Source organism: Nostoc sp. (assembly GCF_036919615.1).
In the GTDB taxonomy this organism is placed as follows: domain Bacteria; phylum Cyanobacteriota; class Cyanobacteriia; order Cyanobacteriales; family Nostocaceae; genus Nostoc.
Genome location: NZ_JBALCN010000055.1, coordinates 1 through 15236, shown reverse-complemented (window position 1 = coordinate 15236; position 15236 = coordinate 1). Strand labels below are relative to the sequence as shown.

Below are 15236 nucleotides of genomic sequence, written 5' to 3'. Positions count from 1 at the left end.
CCAACCGAGAACCGCTATAGTCAAAAGTCGATAGTAAAAATCTTAACAATTGACGATTAACCAAAACAGTAGGGTGGGCAATGTCTACCAATGCGGAAAACTTCAATTTTAATATTTGTGACATTGCCTTAACCTAGAAAATATCAGGAAAACTTAATTTTTCCGTTCACCCTTTTCCAAAGCTTGTTTTACTAGATCATCACTAACATTAGTTACACCCTCAGTCGCAGAATTCCCAACTTCCTTTGCTGACTCTAGAAAATCATCAGGATTACCAGTTGACTGCGCTTGAGTTTTTGTCTGTTGTGGCTGAGAGGTTTTCTGGTAAGGTGCAGTGGCTGCTTCGGCTGCTGCTGCACCTTTACCTGTGCGGTCAACTTCACTCACGCTGAATTGTTGTGCAGCTGCATAATCAGCATCAAAATCCACCGTTGGCGCTTTTTCTTCACCACTAGCTATGCTATCGGCAGCTAATTGTGCATCCTGGGTGGAAGCTTGATTTAAATTGGGCTTCACTTCTTCATCAGGCATAATTAAAACCTTTAAGGTAAATTTTTTATTTCTGTAGCAATTATAGCAAAGTAATCTGCTGCTTTCTTGCTTCTAGCGGGAGACTTTTACCTCTATTAAAAGGTAGATTAAAGCTGAAATTTTAAATTATTTTAAATCTTTCTATAGGTAGTAGAATTTGATGCTCAAACTTTGGTAAGCCTTAGTTTGGCGTGTAAAATTTCCTTGGAAATAAAATTATGACTGCAAGTTACGATAAAAATATTTCTCAAGCCCAGAGCAATGAAACTCAAACCTTGGTGGATGCATTTAACGCCTTAGATACCGATGCAAAATTAGCTTGGTTCTATTTGGTTTATAAAAAAATGGGTGACTCGATCACTCCAGCTGCTCCTGCTGCTGCCGAACCAGACTTAGCACCACTTCTGCTAGGAGACTATTTTGAGTTATCAGATGAGCAGCAACTAGATATCATGCGGGATATAGTTAACCGCAAAGATACAGAATATTCTCGTGCTTATGGAGCGATCAAAGAAAACAACCAACTGTTAGTTTGGTATGCTTGGGCGGTAGCTATGGGGGATACGGTAGTTGATTTGCCAAGCAGCTACCAGCCAGCTAAAGAAATTAATGATTTGGTTTCCCAAATTGAAGGATTAGAATTTGAAGAACAAATGTCGGTGTTTCGGACAATAGCTGGTGAAGTGGGTTACACGGATGTTAAGCCGATCGCAACGCAAGCAGAAACTGGCAAAACGTCAAGTTTGTAATTAGACTAAATCCATATCCATAACCGTGAAAAACAAGATCCCCGACTTATTAGAGAAGTCGGGGATCTGGGGCTTTCAATTCTTAAAAATTAAATAGGCTTGCTATTTAGCTATCTGTTAATTATGTATTCACCAACCATTTACCGATTATCTGCTCTAGACAAGTTTCTCTTTCGGTAAAGCCAAGTTTTTTGTAAAATTGGATAGAATCATCTGTAAACAAACAGACATGCTGACCTTGCAATTTGTCTAATAAGATTCGCATCATTGTGCTAGCAATTCCTTGGTGACGATAAGGCGTAAATGCCCAAATATCAACTATGTAAGCATTACAAATACCGTCAGATAGGACGCGAGCAGTGCCGATAATACGATCGCCTGCATAAGCAATACAAGTGGCATAACTGTTGGCAAACGATGCTTTGAGTTGTTCAGCACTTCTACCGTTGTCGAATTTATCTTGACTGATTGTAGCTTTCATCTCCTCCCAATCAACATTTTCGAGATCGTGTTTGTATGTCACCATTGCAGCACAGAATTTGATAGATGTTGCTGTCAGCAAATTAAGAATTTATGACACAGCAAGCTGATTCAAGTCAGATGGCGTCAGATTAGAGTGTACCACTTGACCATCACGGAACCAAACGATGCGCTGGGTTTGACGAGCAACTTCTGGTTCATGAGTTACCATGACAACGGTGATTCCACTGACATTGAGTTCGCGAAAGATGTCTAACACTTCTTCGGTTGTGCGCGTATCAAGGGCGCCAGTGGGTTCATCGGCTAAGAGTACCACAGGATGGTTAACGATCGCCCGGGCGATCGCTACTCGTTGTTGTTGTCCACCAGATAGCTGAGTTGGTTTGTTGTTGAGACGATTTGCTAAACCGACTCTTGTCAGTGCAACTGTTGCACGATCGCTTCTTTCTTTTGGGTTGACATTAGCATACACCATTGGCAACATGACATTTTCTAATGCTGTTAGTTGGGGCAATAGGTGGAATTGTTGGAATACAAACCCCAGCTTTTTATTACGGATGTGTGCTAATGAGCGATCGTCCATTTGGGCTACATCGAGGTTATCTAAGTAATAATGTCCGCCTGTGGGACGGTCTAGACAACCGATAATATTCATGGCTGTGGATTTACCAGAACCTGAGGGCCCCATGATTGCACAATATTCGCCCTGTTCCACAATTAGGTTGACATCATTTAGCGCTCGTACTTCTGTTTCGCCACTACCATAAATCTTGAAAATCTTTTCTAGTCGAATAATTGCTGGTTTCGGTACTGAATTAGGAACCAGGGAATCGGTAATTGAAATAGTGTTTGTCATAAATAGATAGGTAATCTTAGACTAGCAAGAGTAGCTTACTAGTTGTCACTATAGTAACCACCCTTGCTCTAAATATAAATGCACAGACTTCCTAACGTAGAGTGCGAGGAAGCACGTTACAACGTTTGGATGTTACTTTGGAAATAACTAGGACTTACGCACTGTACAAAATAACTATCTCGTGCATAACGTAAATACGTTATTTCAGGCCTTTGTCAATCACCGTTGATTGGGTGCGTAGGCGTAGCTCGCCGCAGGCATCGCCAAAATCTTATTGAAAAACCTAGCTATAAGCCTTGAAAACTATACCTGTTATTTTGGTTTTTCTGTCAATGCGTAAGTCCTGGATCGCATCTCCAAATTTCTTTTCTTATTTTTCTTAGCCAATTTCCCTCAATAACTAGATTTTCAAGGCAGGTCTAATGTCGCCTTTAGGAATACTTGACCCATGCCCTAAGAATCAATTATCCAAAATCTCAAACTACCTAGTTGACACTGTACCGTCTGGACGGTATCATCAATTTTATAAACCGTCTAGACGGTAAACTTATAGTAGGCACTTAAATCCAATCTATATCAATCTTGGATTGAGAATGTTATGTTCACAATTGCAAATCCCTTTTTTGATTAAACTGCTTTGGGAACCCAAAGCAATTCGCTGCTGTCTCAAAATCCGCAGGTTCGACATGCTACGGATTTGTTGGATGAAACTTTACACTGTATGATTACATCCCACCGATTTTCAAAGAGAGCAAGTTTACCCAATAAATCTAATCCTAGCTTGCTGCCCCACAGACGAAGCAATGAGAGAAGATATTAACAATCTCGTTGCCAGATAAACTGTGTTTACCGGACAATCTATCTAGTTCCATCATTCAAGCTCTATGACTGCTACCAAAAAAACAAAATCTCCGTCTGTCACCTATAATGCATTGCTAGAAGCAGCGGCGCGAGTGATGGTAGCTCATGGTTCAAAGGCATTGACGTTGGAGGCTGTTGCCCGCGAAGCAGGTGTCAGTAAAGGTGGATTACTTTACCACTTTCCCAACAAAGAAGCCTTGATTACTGGGATGTTGCAACAGCTAATCGATCTAAAGACAGCATCATTAAAGCATGAATTGGAGCAAGATGATGCACCGAAAACACCAGGACATTGGCTTAGAGCCTATATCCGGTCATTTGAAAATCATAATACTCACTCTGGTCCAATGCAATCCGCTTTACTAGCAGCGGTTGCTGAAAATCCAGAATTACTTAAGCCCTGGCAAGAAAAATTTGCTGATTGGCAACGGCTAATTGAAGCAAGTGGACTCGATCCTGCGATCGCGACTTTGATTCGTCTAGCGCTCAATGGTCTATCCTTCGCCTACCTCTTTGGTTTAGGAGTCCCGCAGGAATCTTTGCACAAGCAGGTAATTGAAACTCTGCTGAAACTAGCACAAGAGTAATTGGTAATTAAGACAGTTTTAAAAAGGCTTGATTTCGACGCTTTCCTAATTTGGTGTTTGCGTCAAGAGATTTTTGTTATACCCATGTTGATGAAATCTGGATTCAGTGCATAGACGCTTCGTCTTGTCGCAGACATCGCTCTATCGCTGACTCCCTAATTCCATAACAGATTTCTCTCTCGTAGATGATACGTCAGATAGTGCTTGCATCTGACTCACTTTAACTTGCAATTTTTGACACAAGGAGATTTGTCATGACTAGCGATTTACAATTCCGACCCACCGATTCACAATTCCTGCTCAATCCTTATCCCTGGCTGGCTAAAATGCGCGAGGAAGCGCCGATTTTCTATGACACAGAGCAGGAAGCTTGGATAGTGTTTCGCTATGACGATGTGCAACGAGTATTAAGCGAATGGAAAACCTTTTCATCTAAATCGCCGCAACCCCTCGGCCGAGAAGATTTTACTCAGAGTTTACCGCAGACCGATCCGCCTAAACATCAGTCACTACGCACCCTAGTACAAAAGGTGTTTACGCCGAATCGAGTCGAAGCTATGGCATCTCGGATTACCGAACTGACTCATGAGTTGCTGGATCAAATGAAGCAACACAAACAGGTCGATTTAATCCAAGCTTTCTCTTCACCTCTGCCGATCATCGTGATTGGAGAAATTCTCGGTGTACCCCTTGAAGAGCGGTCAGACTTCAAGCACTGGTCAGACGGGGTATTAGCTAGCGATCCAACAGCGATAAAAAACATGGCTGACTATTTCCGCCAATTACTGCAAAAGCGGCAATCCCATCCAGGCCAAGACCTGATCAGCGATTTAATTGCAGCTTATGAAGAGGGAGAAAAGTTGACCGGACAAGAAGTTGTGGATTTTTGCATCCTACTGTTGACAGCAGGGAATGAGACTACAACTAACTTAATTACTAATACCATTTGGTGTCTGCATGAGCATCCCGATGAAAACCAACGCTTACGCAATGACTTGTCTCTATTACCGAGTGCAATTGAGGAAGTACTGCGTTATTATTCCCCAATTACTTTTTTGAATCGATTCACGCAAGTCGAAACCCAAATTGGAGACCAGACAATTCCTCAAGGGCAAGCTGTGCATCCCTGGCTAGCTGGTGCCAATCGAGATGAACATCACTTTGAGAATGCTGATCGCTTCATCATTGATCGAGAACCGAATAAACATTTTGCCTTTGGGAATGGAATTCATTTCTGTTTGGGCGCACCTTTAACTCGACTAGAAGCCAAGATTGGGATCGAAGCTTTACTCTCAGAATTTCCGAACCTCCGCGTTGACTCAAAAGAGCCTCTCAAACCACTTCCCAACATCAGGGTACATGGACTCGAAAGCTTGAGTGTTTTGTTATAGAAAACGAATCAACCCTGTTCTTAAAGTGGGGAGATCGTTTCAGTAGACTGACCCTTGGTTTGTGCCGTAGGCGTTTCAACGCCTACAAAATTTGATGGTGCATTGGGGGTCATATCGACCACATAACTTTGAAAGAAAAAAAGGAACATCAACATGTCTACAGAGTACACAGTAAACTCGTATTTGTTGGATCGGCTCAAGGAATTGGGCCTTGGTCACATCTTCGGTGTGCCAGGAGATTATGCTTTCCCTTTGCTGGATTGCATTGAGAGGAATCAGGATATCTCGTGGGTCGGTACCTGTAATGAACTCAACGCATCCTACGCTGCCGATGGTTATGCACGTATTCGAGGTATTGGTGCGTTTGTGGTGACTTGTGGAGTCGGAGAATTAAGTGCGGCTTGCGGTGTTGGGGGTGCCTATGCCGAATGGGTTCCGGTGGTGGCGATCGCTGGTCATCCTACCACTCAGGCATTGAAGAACGGACTGTCTACACACCACAGCCTGCACGGGGATTTTAGTATTTTTCCCAGGATCTACAAAGAATTCACGGTGGCTCAGGCGCTCCTCACACGGGAGAATACTTGTCAAGAAATCGATCGCGTCCTTCAGGCATGTTGGTCTGAGAAGCTGCCAGTTTATGTTCAGCTTCCCAACGATGTGGGAGATCTGCCCGCTCAACCTCCCACAGAAAAGCTGGCATTGTCTGAGCCTCTAAGCGATCAAACGCAACTCGCAGCCTTGCTGGAGAGCTTGCTGCCATTGCTCAGTGCTGCACAGTGCCCCGCGATGCTTATTGATTCTCCAGTGGGTTCTTATCATTTGACAGAGCTGGTTGAGTCTTTCGCCCTTAAGAGTGGCATTCCTTTTGCGGCAACCTTTACAGGCAAGTCGGCTTTCCTAGACCAAACCCACCCGCAGTATCTTGGGACATACCAGGCAGGGATGGAAGGTGCTGTCAATCAACTGATCGAATCAGCCGATCTGCTGCTGCGCCTGGGTATTCAGCACGATGAAACGAATAATGGACGTGCCGCCTTCAATTTGCAATCGCCTGACGTTGTGGATCTCCAGATCAACAGCGCGGCGATCGCAGCCTCTCACTATCCGAATGTGACTCTGCGTGACGTACTGATGCAGTTAAGCCGGCACGTTCCCCACCGCGAGTTCGCCTTTAGTTCCCAAAAGGCTCGCACCACCTCTGTGCCCTTTGAGCCACAACACAATACTCCCATCAAGCAAGATCGCTTGTGGCAGCGCTTCGGTGATTTCCTTCAGTCAGATGATGTCCTCGTCGTCGAGCTGGGTACGTGTACTGTTGGGGCTACAGGGGTTTCGATGCCAGCCCGCACCAGGATCGTGACTCAGTGCACGTGGGAGGCGATTGGCTATACAGTACCGGCTGTCCTTGGGACGCACCTAGCAGCTCGGAGCCGCCGCCACCTGCTTGTGGTTGGAGATGGTGCCTTCCAAATGACTGCACAGGAACTCTCGACTATCTTACGCCAAGGACTAGACCCCATCATCTTCTTGCTTCATAATAGCCACTATGAGGTTGAGAACGCGATGCGGGTAGATGGGAACGAGATGCACTATAACGAACTTCAATCCTGGAACTATCATCAGCTGGCGACGATCTTCACACAGATGCAGAAGCCATTGGGTCTTTGCGTCACTACTGAGTCAGAGTTAGAGACAGCCCTGACGCAGGCGGCGCAGGCTCAGACTGAGGGAAGATGTGTATTGATTGAGGTGATGCTGGCTCCCAATGATATTCCTTCCCAGTTAGCCCAGTCCTTAAATCTGCTAGAGCAGCAACAAAAGTAGAACTTGGAGCCTACATCATACTACAAGCCTTTTTAAGCGGATGGTCGGGGGCGATACGCTTCACTGCTGCCTTCGGCAGATCGCGTATCCGGCGTATCCCGCAGCTGTGACCGAACTGAGTTCCTCGTTAGGTATAGGGAGGCGATCGGTGCCAGAAGCAGCGAAAGTCAGTGCAGCGGATTGACCGAGATGCTCTCTGCTACGTTCACTCTAACAATTTAAAATTTTCTGAGTATAATAGACGCAAATTTGATTTGTACTCGAATTTGCAGCTGATAACCCCTTGGTATCGGCTGCTGCCTTTTTGGGCATAATTCCCTTTTTGTCACATTTTCATTAGTGCAGTGGACACTGCGATCGTGTTCACTGGATGCTTAACTAGTTTTGCTTATGAACCACGATCGCTCTTGATAACTCCCGAAACAACATATTGGCAACCTTAGACATCAGCTTATTTTGTAAGTGTTTGCCGTTGAGCAGCTGCTTTCCAGAAGCATCCACCTTGTTTTTGAGCGTGTCTTTGTAAAGAGAAATTTCGTTACCTATAGGATTATCAGGTAAGCGCCCGTCGATTTCAATTTTGGTAATCACGTACTGCCAAAAGGTCATTCGGCACAGTGACGAGCCACTGCCAACTTCAACTAGGCTGTCTCCCGATTGTTCTAGGACTGTGCCCATACCAAGTCTGAGTTTGAAAGCGTCCCTTGAACGGTTGCGCTTAACCCGTTTGACATCGCCGGGAAGAAACTTGACTACAGATTTACCGTGTTTGCGGGTGACTTGCTTCTTCTTCACTTCCCGCACTTCTCGCTCAATCAACGGTTTGCCGTTGGTCAGGAAGGCTTCAAACGGGTAGATCCGACTCAAGAGGCGTGCGCGAATTCTCAGCCCAAAATTAAACTGGTCAAAAATCTGGTTATAGATTTGGAATTGCGGATCGTTGAGAAGCGCCTTAAGTTGACCTTCTAGGCGCTGCTCCTCGATGTGGATATCACAAAGCCAGTGAGCGTGCAGCCGCACAAGCGGATCTATCTCCAGTGCAAGTTGTACAGCTATTGATTCTTGGTATTTTTTGGTTATCGATTTGTAATTCGGTGGGTGTACTTGACTTTCACGTTGCGCTAACCAACCCCACAGCGGTGGGACGTTTCCAGGCTTAGTGCTTTTAGTTTTACTGTGTGCTTTTTCTGGGAATTGCCACGCTAGCATCTGGCGAGTGTAGTTGATAATTGGTGACTGAACACGATTAAGGTGTTCGAGTTGCTGCACCAGTTCGCGGAGCTGGTCAATTGGGTACGGGCGGTGCATCAGAAATTGGCGCTCGTTTAATTCACCAGATTCTAGATACTTATCCTGATCTTGAGCGTAGGCAGCCATAGCCAAAGCATCAGCCTCGTCAGATTTATTGGGTAGATTCTTCCCGCCCCGGTAACGCCGCAATTCAATATGACCAACCCAAAGGATTTTGATTCTTAAGCTTTCTAGAATTCGGGCCCAAACCCTTGAGTAATGATTCCCTGTTGGCTCCAGAATGGCTACATCAGGTTGATTTGATTTGACGTAATCAGCAAAATCAAAAGCTGATTTTTGGTTGGTTTTGGGGTTAGGACTAGAGTAAAAACTGGGAAATAAAGTATTAGCTTTAGTTCTAGTTTTTTGCCAATAAGTCTTCAATCCACCTACAGGGTATTGTGTTAAAATATGACAAGTTACGCTTGACTTACTAACATCAACTCCCAATGATGTAATCGATTTAATTGTCATGGTTCTGCTGAGAAATTGGAGTTTTCTGGTATTCGTGCTGCGAACACGAATAAGTTAAAAGACCCAGTTTTGACGCTCGAATCCTCCTAACACCCCAAAAACAGGGGCGCGATTCACTCTTAACGCTGGGTTTAACCCGGTAGCTCTAGGAAAGGTGCGCTTGAACGTATGAACACCCCACTTTCTGGGTGTGCAATTCAAGGTTAACGCCCCACTCCCTAGAGACAGTGGGGCGGGTGTTTTGGACACAACCCGCGACTCTGGGAGTAATCCCAGAGTTTCAGCTACTGTGTCAGGCAGCCTCATCAGGCGGTTATATGCTTTCAATAGTGTTAGTAATTGCTTGTAGGTCTTGTTCCAATATTTTTTGGCTATCTTCTGTGGCACTTTCAACTTTTGACATAAACTCAATTAATTTATCTAATTGAGCTTTAGCTCTAATTAATTTGTGCCATTCAATGTAGTAATCCCAGGCTGGATCTGGTTGGGAGATGTTGTTAGGTATTTCTAAATTTTCATTCATAAATTTCATCTTCATCAAATTCGTCGTCGCCAACTAATGAGTATGAGTTTTCCGGGTTGATAATGTTAAGAGCATTAACTGTTGCTCGACCAGTGAGAACATCGAAAAGTGAGTAAGCACCCTGCTGAATAACTTGCTCAATTTGAAGCATTTGGATCAACTGTTCCAGTTCTGGCGTGCGAAAAGAGGGGTGGATATCGTCAATGGAGTTGATTGGCGGCGGCTCCTGATTGCCCTCAACCCATCGCTCATACTGACTGTTGCAAAATTCCTGAAATGCTATAGCCGCTTCAGGAGTTCCTACATCTGGTGCAGTTGACAAAAAATCAGCAAGTTCTTTAGCACGAGCGAAGCCTTCAACCCAACACTGCATAGAAGCAACCCACTTGCTATTCATGGCAAGTCCACCTTTTAGTTCTGCTTCCGCCGCAACTTCAATTGCATCAGCTTTACAACTGATGGCAATAGCTTGGACTAGGATTTGAAATTGAATGCTGCTAAGGCGCTCCACGTCGATTATCCACAGCGCCACCTCTTCACCATTTTGGCCAACGGTTCGCTCCAGGGGGAACGGGTCACGCATTGGTATCATCCCGTCTGGAAAAAAATCCAAAATTGGCTCGTAAGGATTACCGGGCTTGAGTTTCACCCAAGTGTCATGTTTGGTCATGATTTTCCAATCGCCTAAAAATCATCGGTTTCAGTGGGAACCAGCGTAGGTGCTGGTGGGAAAAGTTGATTCTTCACCCATTCCCGAAGTTGTTCACTAACTTGATCTGGCTCGTCATATTGGTCTAAGACTGCGGTGACTTCCATCGTTTCAGTCTGGAAATTTCCTAGATTTTTGACTCGCTTGTAAGTGATAGTTTCAATTTTCATAGGTGTGTGCTATTTTCTACTTGTTTGAATTGATTTTTTTTAGCAGCGATCGCACTCCTTCCACAAAACGCGATCGCTAAATCATCCTCTGAACTGCCTCCTGAGTCGCTCCAACAGCGCTGCACCCTCAGAGTAGCGCTTGCCAGTGAAGCCAAGGACTTCCGTCACGATCGTACTATCACTTTTTCCACCTCCAAAGCGTTGAATTAACCGCCAAAGTACCCGATCGTTTTCCGAACAATTTTCCTCTAAATCCGCCTCTGGAGCGGGTTTGAGGTCATTTTCAACCTGTTTTTCGGGGTTGATCGCATTGTTGGCAGATGGTTGGACTATAGTTGAACCACCGCGAACTGTTGCGGCTTTCATCTCCCTGTATGGCGGGAGTTTTAAAGGCTGATCGTCAATTAAGCAGTGTGACTGGTCGGCTTTTAACCAGTTAATAAGCTGCTCATTTTTCAAGGATTTGGCGTGGGCGATCGCCTTTTTACCCAGGCGAATACGGAAGAAAGCATCGGCTAAATCGCTCTTACCCTCAAGTCCCCAGGCGGCCACGCGATCATATTGCGATAACAGTATGGTGAAACGCCGCGCTTTTCTTCCCCTCCTGGCATGGCGTTCGAGCCATTCGCCGGAACTGCCTACTTTTGAAACCAGCTCGGGGTACTCCTCAACGATGATCACGCGCTCGGTGCTGGCTAATGCTGCATCCCCGCGTTCGTTGCGGATCTTCATTTGATTACTCAAATCCTCCAGATCCTCAGCCATTCCCCGGTCGATTGCAACCCAGTTCTCACCGCGACCGATGACTGACAAACCCGACCAATCGGTGGGAGTGCCTTCGCACTCATAGACTTTCACCGCACCGCCGATGGTGTAGGCGAGGTATTGAGCCAAGGTGCTTTTCCCTGTTCCCATTTCACCAATGATCATCACCTGTTTACCCTCAATGGCGGCAATGATATCGGTGATGATTTCCAGTGGTTCATCGACTGGAACAGCCGACGCTTCAATGACTTGGGTCATGGGTGTGCCAGCGTAGGGGAGAGCATCGTACACTTTCAGCAAGCGTTTAACTCCACCTTCTAAACCGTCACATAACCAAATACCGAATTTCAGAGTAGCGCGGGTAACATTAACTGAGAATAGTGACACGGAAAATATAACTCTTCCCACTCCCCAGGCACAGTAACGCAGTAAAGTTTTACCATCTGGCAAGCGCATCTCTACCCAGGTGTAGGCATTGGCAGTTCTGGGAGGTGACGCTACTTTGATATCTATTAGGTCATTTGCCATACTGCACCTCTATTTTTAGGTAAAAAAGGTGTTGAGTTTGCTCTTTACAAAGTGCAATGATGCCAATGATCAGCGCTGATAGGGTGAGGATGAGAATGAAAATTTGATTCATTCCTTAGCCTCCGATTTTGTGCCTTCTGTCCCCTGCTCCCTTTCTTGAATTGCCTTACTCGTTTCTGGGTAGGTTTTACGATTCATCCGCCGGATCGACTCTTGTACTTCTGGCGGCTCTAACTTGAGCGCATCGCTGATTGCGATCGCACCTTCTAACCACGGACTACGCTCTTGAGTCATTCCCTCACCTCAACTTCAGGAATTTCAGGAACCGCAATGACTGGTGGATCGGCTTCACAGCAAAGGTAGTCGAGTGCTGTTTGTGCATCACCTAGAGTCAGGTCTGGGTAATATCCTTTGGCTACAAGGAGTTTGTAGTCTGGATGCTCCGCAATTTCATCAAGTAGTAGTGAGGCATCGTTAATTAGTTTGATAAGTGGTGTCATCCGCCGATCCTCTTGTAGATAAAGGTGTTAGTCGATGAACCCTCGCGGACTACCAACTCGGATTCTGGGGTGTCGGCGATGATTTCGGCCCAGCCAGTTTTGTCGTTGTTGCGAATGTTGTTTTCTGCAACAGCGCCGAGTCCTGGACGAGCTTTTTCAAATCCCTCAACTACTTTTTGTTCTTTGGGTGTTAATGGTTGGTTAGTCATGGTAAATTTTGGTTAGGTAGCAGACGGTGTTAAACACCGTCGAACAAGCTCCAGGTTATGACTGGGGCTTGTTTTGTGTTGGGTGGTTAGATAACGAAACTCGAAAGCAGCGACCGCCGCCAGCCATGAGCACCTGTCGATCCGCAAGTCGAACAGCTTTGCTACGACTGACTTTCATCAAGGGAAATGAACCATCCGGCGAAAGACTGAACATTTCGTAATTTCTCAGGGAGTCCCATTCGATTGCTGTTCTGTCAGCTAGTCCGGAATACTCAACTTGATTCATGTCTGCGGCGGAGGCAGCGCTGGGTAAAGATGGCAAGTATCGCCTTGTCCTCTTGGGCTTTTCATCGGTCTTATCCTCGGTATGAGGTACTTTAGTGCCATTACTAGTGGCTTCTAGTGCTTCCATAGTCATTGCATACTAGGGTCATAGTGGGTCTTAAGTAGCTGCATACTGGGGCTATAGTCAAGCTTAAGCGGCACTTAAATAGGTCTTAAGTGACACTTCAACCCGTGTATACAGGTGTTTAACTACTGCGATCGCGCCGCAGTCATTTTAGTGAAAAGCTTGTTATTACTGGCTTTGAGCGTTTTTTGTTTGCCTTTACCTCCATCAATCTTGGTTTTCGGTCAGTTCTAGGGTGTTTCCGCGCAAGGTGGCACGGGTGCTTGCTCCGATTGCAACGCAAGGTCTAGGCGTTGGGGAGCGGGATCACAGCAGGTTTGCATGTGAGTGAGAGACTAAAACAAAAGGCAGGATTATTAGCTAACCCCCAGGTTAGACTCTTTGATCCTGCGCTTTTAATTACTCTCTAACTAGCACTTTAGTGCAAGACGTTTTTTATGTCAAGCACTCAAGTGCTAGCACTATGGTGCTAACATGAACTCAGACTCACAAAACGAACCGCCGACTTTGAAGACACTTCGAGAAAGTGCTGATTTGACTCAACCGCAGTTAAGCCAGCGATTGGGTGTAGGCATTCGCATTATTGGCGATTGGGAGAGCGGAAGAAAAATGCCACGTTTCGACAATGCGATTGCTTTAGCTCGTGAACTAGGCGCTTCCCTCAAGGATTTAGCTAAATCAATGCGTATGGATGTCACTGCCGTTGCTGACGACGGTATGTCACTTGCTCAATTAAAGGCTCTATGTAAAGACCTAAACATTAAGGAGATAGATGATCTGCCTGATGACTGGAAACAACTTAGGCGTCCACGCTTTGACTACGACAAGCGACAGATAACCAATGACCAATAACTAAAAAGCAAAGTGCGATCGCGCTTTTGGGGGAAGGGGTGCGATCGTACCCAAAAATCAAGCTGGAGTGTGATTTGTGCGTAAAAAAGTGCTTTAAAGCTATTCGTTTTTGCGATCGCGGTGTGGGCCCCCGCTTCTGAGGAAGTGCGATGGCTCCGCCCGCCGAAGGCATCGCGAGTTGACCAATTACCAATGCCCAATGACCAATAATGATGACCTAGTTATTGCAGTCCGCCCCTTGGTGGAGTTCATCAAAACCCAGATACCGGTAATCACCTCAGACCAGCACGCCCAAAGATTAGCTGAGATGATAATCATGGCACTACCTGATTTGTTTACCCAAAAACCAGAAATTTTTAGTGCAGCACTACTGATAGCTGGAGACCCAGACAAACCTGCTCCGCACCAATTCGACTGGTTTACAATCCTGCGGAGAATAAGTGACAATGCCTAAACGAATAATCTCATCAAAGTTAGTTGACGCAAGAAGTCTAGCCATTTACCAACTAGATAATTTTGTCAACTACGTTCAAAGCATTGACCCAGAATTGAACCTCGACGAAGCCACACAGGTCGCAGCAATTGCATTACATCATTTGCCAACACTCTTTGTAGATAACCCCGAACTAGTGGAGCGGCTCAAAGAGAGAGCGGCAACAGTAAAAAGCCAATCACGCCGTAAAGCTCGACGTTCAATGAACTAGGAAAACCAAAAAGCCACCGGGTGATTTCGCGATCATGGTGGCTCTCTGAAGACAATAGCAATAGTAATCATGACACAAAACCCATTTAAAAACAATCTTCCGTGGACGGAAGAACACGACGCATACTGTTACCAACACCATATTCCACCAGCAGCAAAAATCCTCTGGCAGTGGCTAATGAGACAAGGCCAAATTGCCAGCGAGATCGAGCCAGATTTATCAGAATTTAATACTTGGGTAGCCAAGTCTAGAGGTAGACCATACGCTCACAACTACCTGAAAAAGATATTTGAAATACTGGTATCATGCCGTGTTCTACAAGTAATTAAACGCTACTGTTGGAAAATATCAAAGTTACTTGTAAGACCATTGTCGTGGTTAAATCCACCTAAAAAGCCGCGAGAAAAAAACTTCCAAAAGAATAACTCTAGTTACAAAATAGACGCCTCAAATGATAGTAATGCCGAACAGGGAGTTAACAGCAGCAGCAATAGTCTTACTCCTACCACAGCCGAGTTTGAAGAATTAGAAAAGCAACACGACATACTGACTGCTTGTGCTGAGTACCAAATATACTTTGACCCAAATAAACGAACAACTAGACATCTCTTGGAATTTGATATTGAAGATGTACGCAATGCTCTTAAGCACTTTGTCAAGAGTGGTGGACATCAAGTAATTCGTAAGCCTCAAGGATGGTTAATCGGCTGTCTACGTGAGTGTTATTCTGACTTTTCACGGGATGTGGAAAAGGGGATTGGTTCGCGATAGCTCATCGCGAACCAATCCTTTGGACTTAAGATGATTTGCGTCCTTTAATA

24 protein-coding genes and 1 pseudogene are annotated in these 15236 nt (G+C 45.2%); 9 read left to right on the top strand and 16 right to left on the bottom strand.

Translation table 11 applies throughout. From position 1 onward, the window contains the following. Window positions 1–153: 153 nt before the first annotated feature. Window positions 154–531 (bottom strand): hypothetical protein, encoded by a 378-nt coding sequence (locus V7K48_RS16835; protein WP_335074349.1) that lies wholly within the window; start codon window positions 529–531, stop codon window positions 154–156. 218 nt (window positions 532–749) lie between these two features. Between V7K48_RS16835 and V7K48_RS16830 the strand changes: the two genes are divergently transcribed. Continuing rightward, a complete protein-coding gene (locus V7K48_RS16830) occupies window positions 750–1280 on the top strand; it encodes an orange carotenoid protein N-terminal domain-containing protein (protein ID WP_335074347.1) in 531 nt (176 codons plus the stop codon). Between the two features lie 121 nt (window positions 1281–1401). Here the strand turns inward: V7K48_RS16830 and V7K48_RS16825 are convergent, their stop codons facing one another. Beyond that, window positions 1402–1806, bottom strand: a complete 405-nt coding sequence (locus tag V7K48_RS16825) for a GNAT family N-acetyltransferase (RefSeq protein ID WP_335074345.1) — start codon at window positions 1804–1806, stop codon at window positions 1402–1404. 45 nt (window positions 1807–1851) lie between these two features. Next, complete coding sequence (locus V7K48_RS16820) at window positions 1852–2616, bottom strand: ABC transporter ATP-binding protein (protein WP_335074342.1); 765 nt, start codon at window positions 2614–2616, stop codon at window positions 1852–1854. 884 nt (window positions 2617–3500) lie between these two features. On the opposite strand from V7K48_RS16820, the gene V7K48_RS16815 reads away from it, so the two are divergent. From V7K48_RS16815 to V7K48_RS35045, 3 genes and pseudogenes are all read left to right on the top strand, one after another. Beyond that, window positions 3501–4064 carry a TetR/AcrR family transcriptional regulator gene (locus V7K48_RS16815; RefSeq protein ID WP_335074340.1) on the top strand — a complete coding sequence of 188 codons (564 nt, stop codon included), beginning with the start codon at window positions 3501–3503 and terminating at the stop codon, window positions 4062–4064. Window positions 4065–4318: 254 nt separating this feature from the next. After that, a complete protein-coding gene (locus tag V7K48_RS16810) occupies window positions 4319–5455 on the top strand; it encodes a cytochrome P450 (protein WP_335074338.1) in 1137 nt (378 codons plus the stop codon). 153 nt (window positions 5456–5608) lie between these two features. Continuing rightward, a pseudogene (locus tag V7K48_RS35045) lies at window positions 5609–5902 on the top strand (thiamine pyrophosphate-binding protein); the annotation flags it as partial. Between the two features lie 121 nt (window positions 5903–6023). On the opposite strand, the gene V7K48_RS16805 reads toward V7K48_RS35045, so the two are convergent. Next, a complete protein-coding gene (locus V7K48_RS16805) occupies window positions 6024–6218 on the bottom strand; it encodes a hypothetical protein (protein ID WP_335074381.1) in 195 nt (64 codons plus the stop codon). A 26-nt stretch (window positions 6219–6244) separates the two neighbouring features. On the opposite strand from V7K48_RS16805, the gene V7K48_RS16800 reads away from it, so the two are divergent. After that, window positions 6245–7282 (top strand): thiamine pyrophosphate-dependent enzyme, encoded by a 1038-nt coding sequence (locus V7K48_RS16800; RefSeq protein ID WP_335074377.1) that lies wholly within the window; start codon window positions 6245–6247, stop codon window positions 7280–7282. A gap of 378 nt (window positions 7283–7660) precedes the next feature. On the opposite strand, the gene V7K48_RS16795 is transcribed toward V7K48_RS16800, so the two are convergent. From V7K48_RS16795 to V7K48_RS16745, 11 genes are all read right to left on the bottom strand, one after another. Further along, a complete protein-coding gene (locus V7K48_RS16795; protein ID WP_335074336.1) occupies window positions 7661–9046 on the bottom strand; it encodes an IS110 family transposase in 1386 nt (461 codons plus the stop codon). Window positions 9047–9100: 54 nt separating this feature from the next. Beyond that, on the bottom strand, window positions 9101–9373 hold the full coding sequence (locus V7K48_RS16790) for a hypothetical protein (protein ID WP_335074334.1): 273 nt from the start codon (window positions 9371–9373) through the stop codon (window positions 9101–9103). Then, window positions 9360–9569 (bottom strand): hypothetical protein, encoded by a 210-nt coding sequence (locus V7K48_RS16785; protein WP_335074332.1) that lies wholly within the window; start codon window positions 9567–9569, stop codon window positions 9360–9362. Before V7K48_RS16785 ends, V7K48_RS16790 begins: the two co-directional genes overlap by 14 nt. Further along, complete coding sequence (locus V7K48_RS16780; protein WP_335074330.1) at window positions 9562–10239, bottom strand: hypothetical protein; 678 nt, start codon at window positions 10237–10239, stop codon at window positions 9562–9564. Before V7K48_RS16780 ends, V7K48_RS16785 begins: the two co-directional genes overlap by 8 nt. Before the next feature lie 14 nt (window positions 10240–10253). Further along, window positions 10254–10448 carry a hypothetical protein gene (locus V7K48_RS16775; protein WP_335074328.1) on the bottom strand — a complete coding sequence of 65 codons (195 nt, stop codon included), beginning with the start codon at window positions 10446–10448 and terminating at the stop codon, window positions 10254–10256. An 81-nt stretch (window positions 10449–10529) separates the two neighbouring features. Further along, window positions 10530–11741: a hypothetical protein gene (locus tag V7K48_RS16770; RefSeq protein ID WP_335074326.1), complete on the bottom strand. Its 1212-nt coding sequence runs from the start codon at window positions 11739–11741 to the stop codon at window positions 10530–10532. Next, complete coding sequence (locus V7K48_RS16765) at window positions 11731–11853, bottom strand: hypothetical protein (RefSeq protein WP_335074324.1); 123 nt, start codon at window positions 11851–11853, stop codon at window positions 11731–11733. Before V7K48_RS16765 ends, V7K48_RS16770 begins: the two co-directional genes overlap by 11 nt. Further along, complete coding sequence (locus V7K48_RS16760; protein WP_335074322.1) at window positions 11850–12035, bottom strand: hypothetical protein; 186 nt, start codon at window positions 12033–12035, stop codon at window positions 11850–11852. The genes V7K48_RS16765 and V7K48_RS16760 overlap by 4 nt, the downstream gene beginning before the upstream one ends. After that, window positions 12032–12241, bottom strand: a complete 210-nt coding sequence (locus tag V7K48_RS16755) for a hypothetical protein (RefSeq protein ID WP_335074320.1) — start codon at window positions 12239–12241, stop codon at window positions 12032–12034. The genes V7K48_RS16760 and V7K48_RS16755 overlap by 4 nt, the downstream gene beginning before the upstream one ends. Continuing rightward, the gene (locus tag V7K48_RS16750; RefSeq protein WP_335074318.1) at window positions 12238–12450 is read right to left on the bottom strand and encodes a hypothetical protein; all 213 of its coding nucleotides are present in this window, start codon (window positions 12448–12450) and stop codon (window positions 12238–12240) included. The genes V7K48_RS16755 and V7K48_RS16750 overlap by 4 nt, the downstream gene beginning before the upstream one ends. 55 nt (window positions 12451–12505) lie before the next feature. Then, a complete protein-coding gene (locus V7K48_RS16745; protein ID WP_335074316.1) occupies window positions 12506–12868 on the bottom strand; it encodes a hypothetical protein in 363 nt (120 codons plus the stop codon). 465 nt (window positions 12869–13333) lie between these two features. Between V7K48_RS16745 and V7K48_RS16740 the strand changes: the two genes are divergently transcribed. Then, the gene (locus V7K48_RS16740; protein ID WP_335074314.1) at window positions 13334–13711 is read left to right on the top strand and encodes a helix-turn-helix domain-containing protein; all 378 of its coding nucleotides are present in this window, start codon (window positions 13334–13336) and stop codon (window positions 13709–13711) included. On the opposite strand, the gene V7K48_RS16735 is transcribed toward V7K48_RS16740, so the two are convergent. After that, window positions 13678–13911: a hypothetical protein gene (locus tag V7K48_RS16735; RefSeq protein WP_335074312.1), complete on the bottom strand. Its 234-nt coding sequence runs from the start codon at window positions 13909–13911 to the stop codon at window positions 13678–13680. The two genes, V7K48_RS16740 and V7K48_RS16735, sit on opposite strands and share 34 nt — an antisense overlap. Between V7K48_RS16735 and V7K48_RS16730 the strand changes: the two genes are divergently transcribed. From V7K48_RS16730 to V7K48_RS16720, 3 genes are all read left to right on the top strand, one after another. Next, window positions 13911–14165, top strand: coding sequence for a hypothetical protein (locus V7K48_RS16730; protein WP_335074310.1), 255 nt, complete (start codon window positions 13911–13913; stop codon window positions 14163–14165). The two genes, V7K48_RS16735 and V7K48_RS16730, sit on opposite strands and share 1 nt — an antisense overlap. Continuing rightward, window positions 14158–14415, top strand: coding sequence for a hypothetical protein (locus V7K48_RS16725; RefSeq protein ID WP_335074308.1), 258 nt, complete (start codon window positions 14158–14160; stop codon window positions 14413–14415). Before V7K48_RS16730 ends, V7K48_RS16725 begins: the two co-directional genes overlap by 8 nt. Window positions 14416–14484: 69 nt before the next feature. Beyond that, window positions 14485–15186, top strand: a complete 702-nt coding sequence (locus tag V7K48_RS16720) for a hypothetical protein (protein ID WP_335074306.1) — start codon at window positions 14485–14487, stop codon at window positions 15184–15186. The last annotated feature ends 50 nt before the right edge of the window (window positions 15187–15236 follow it).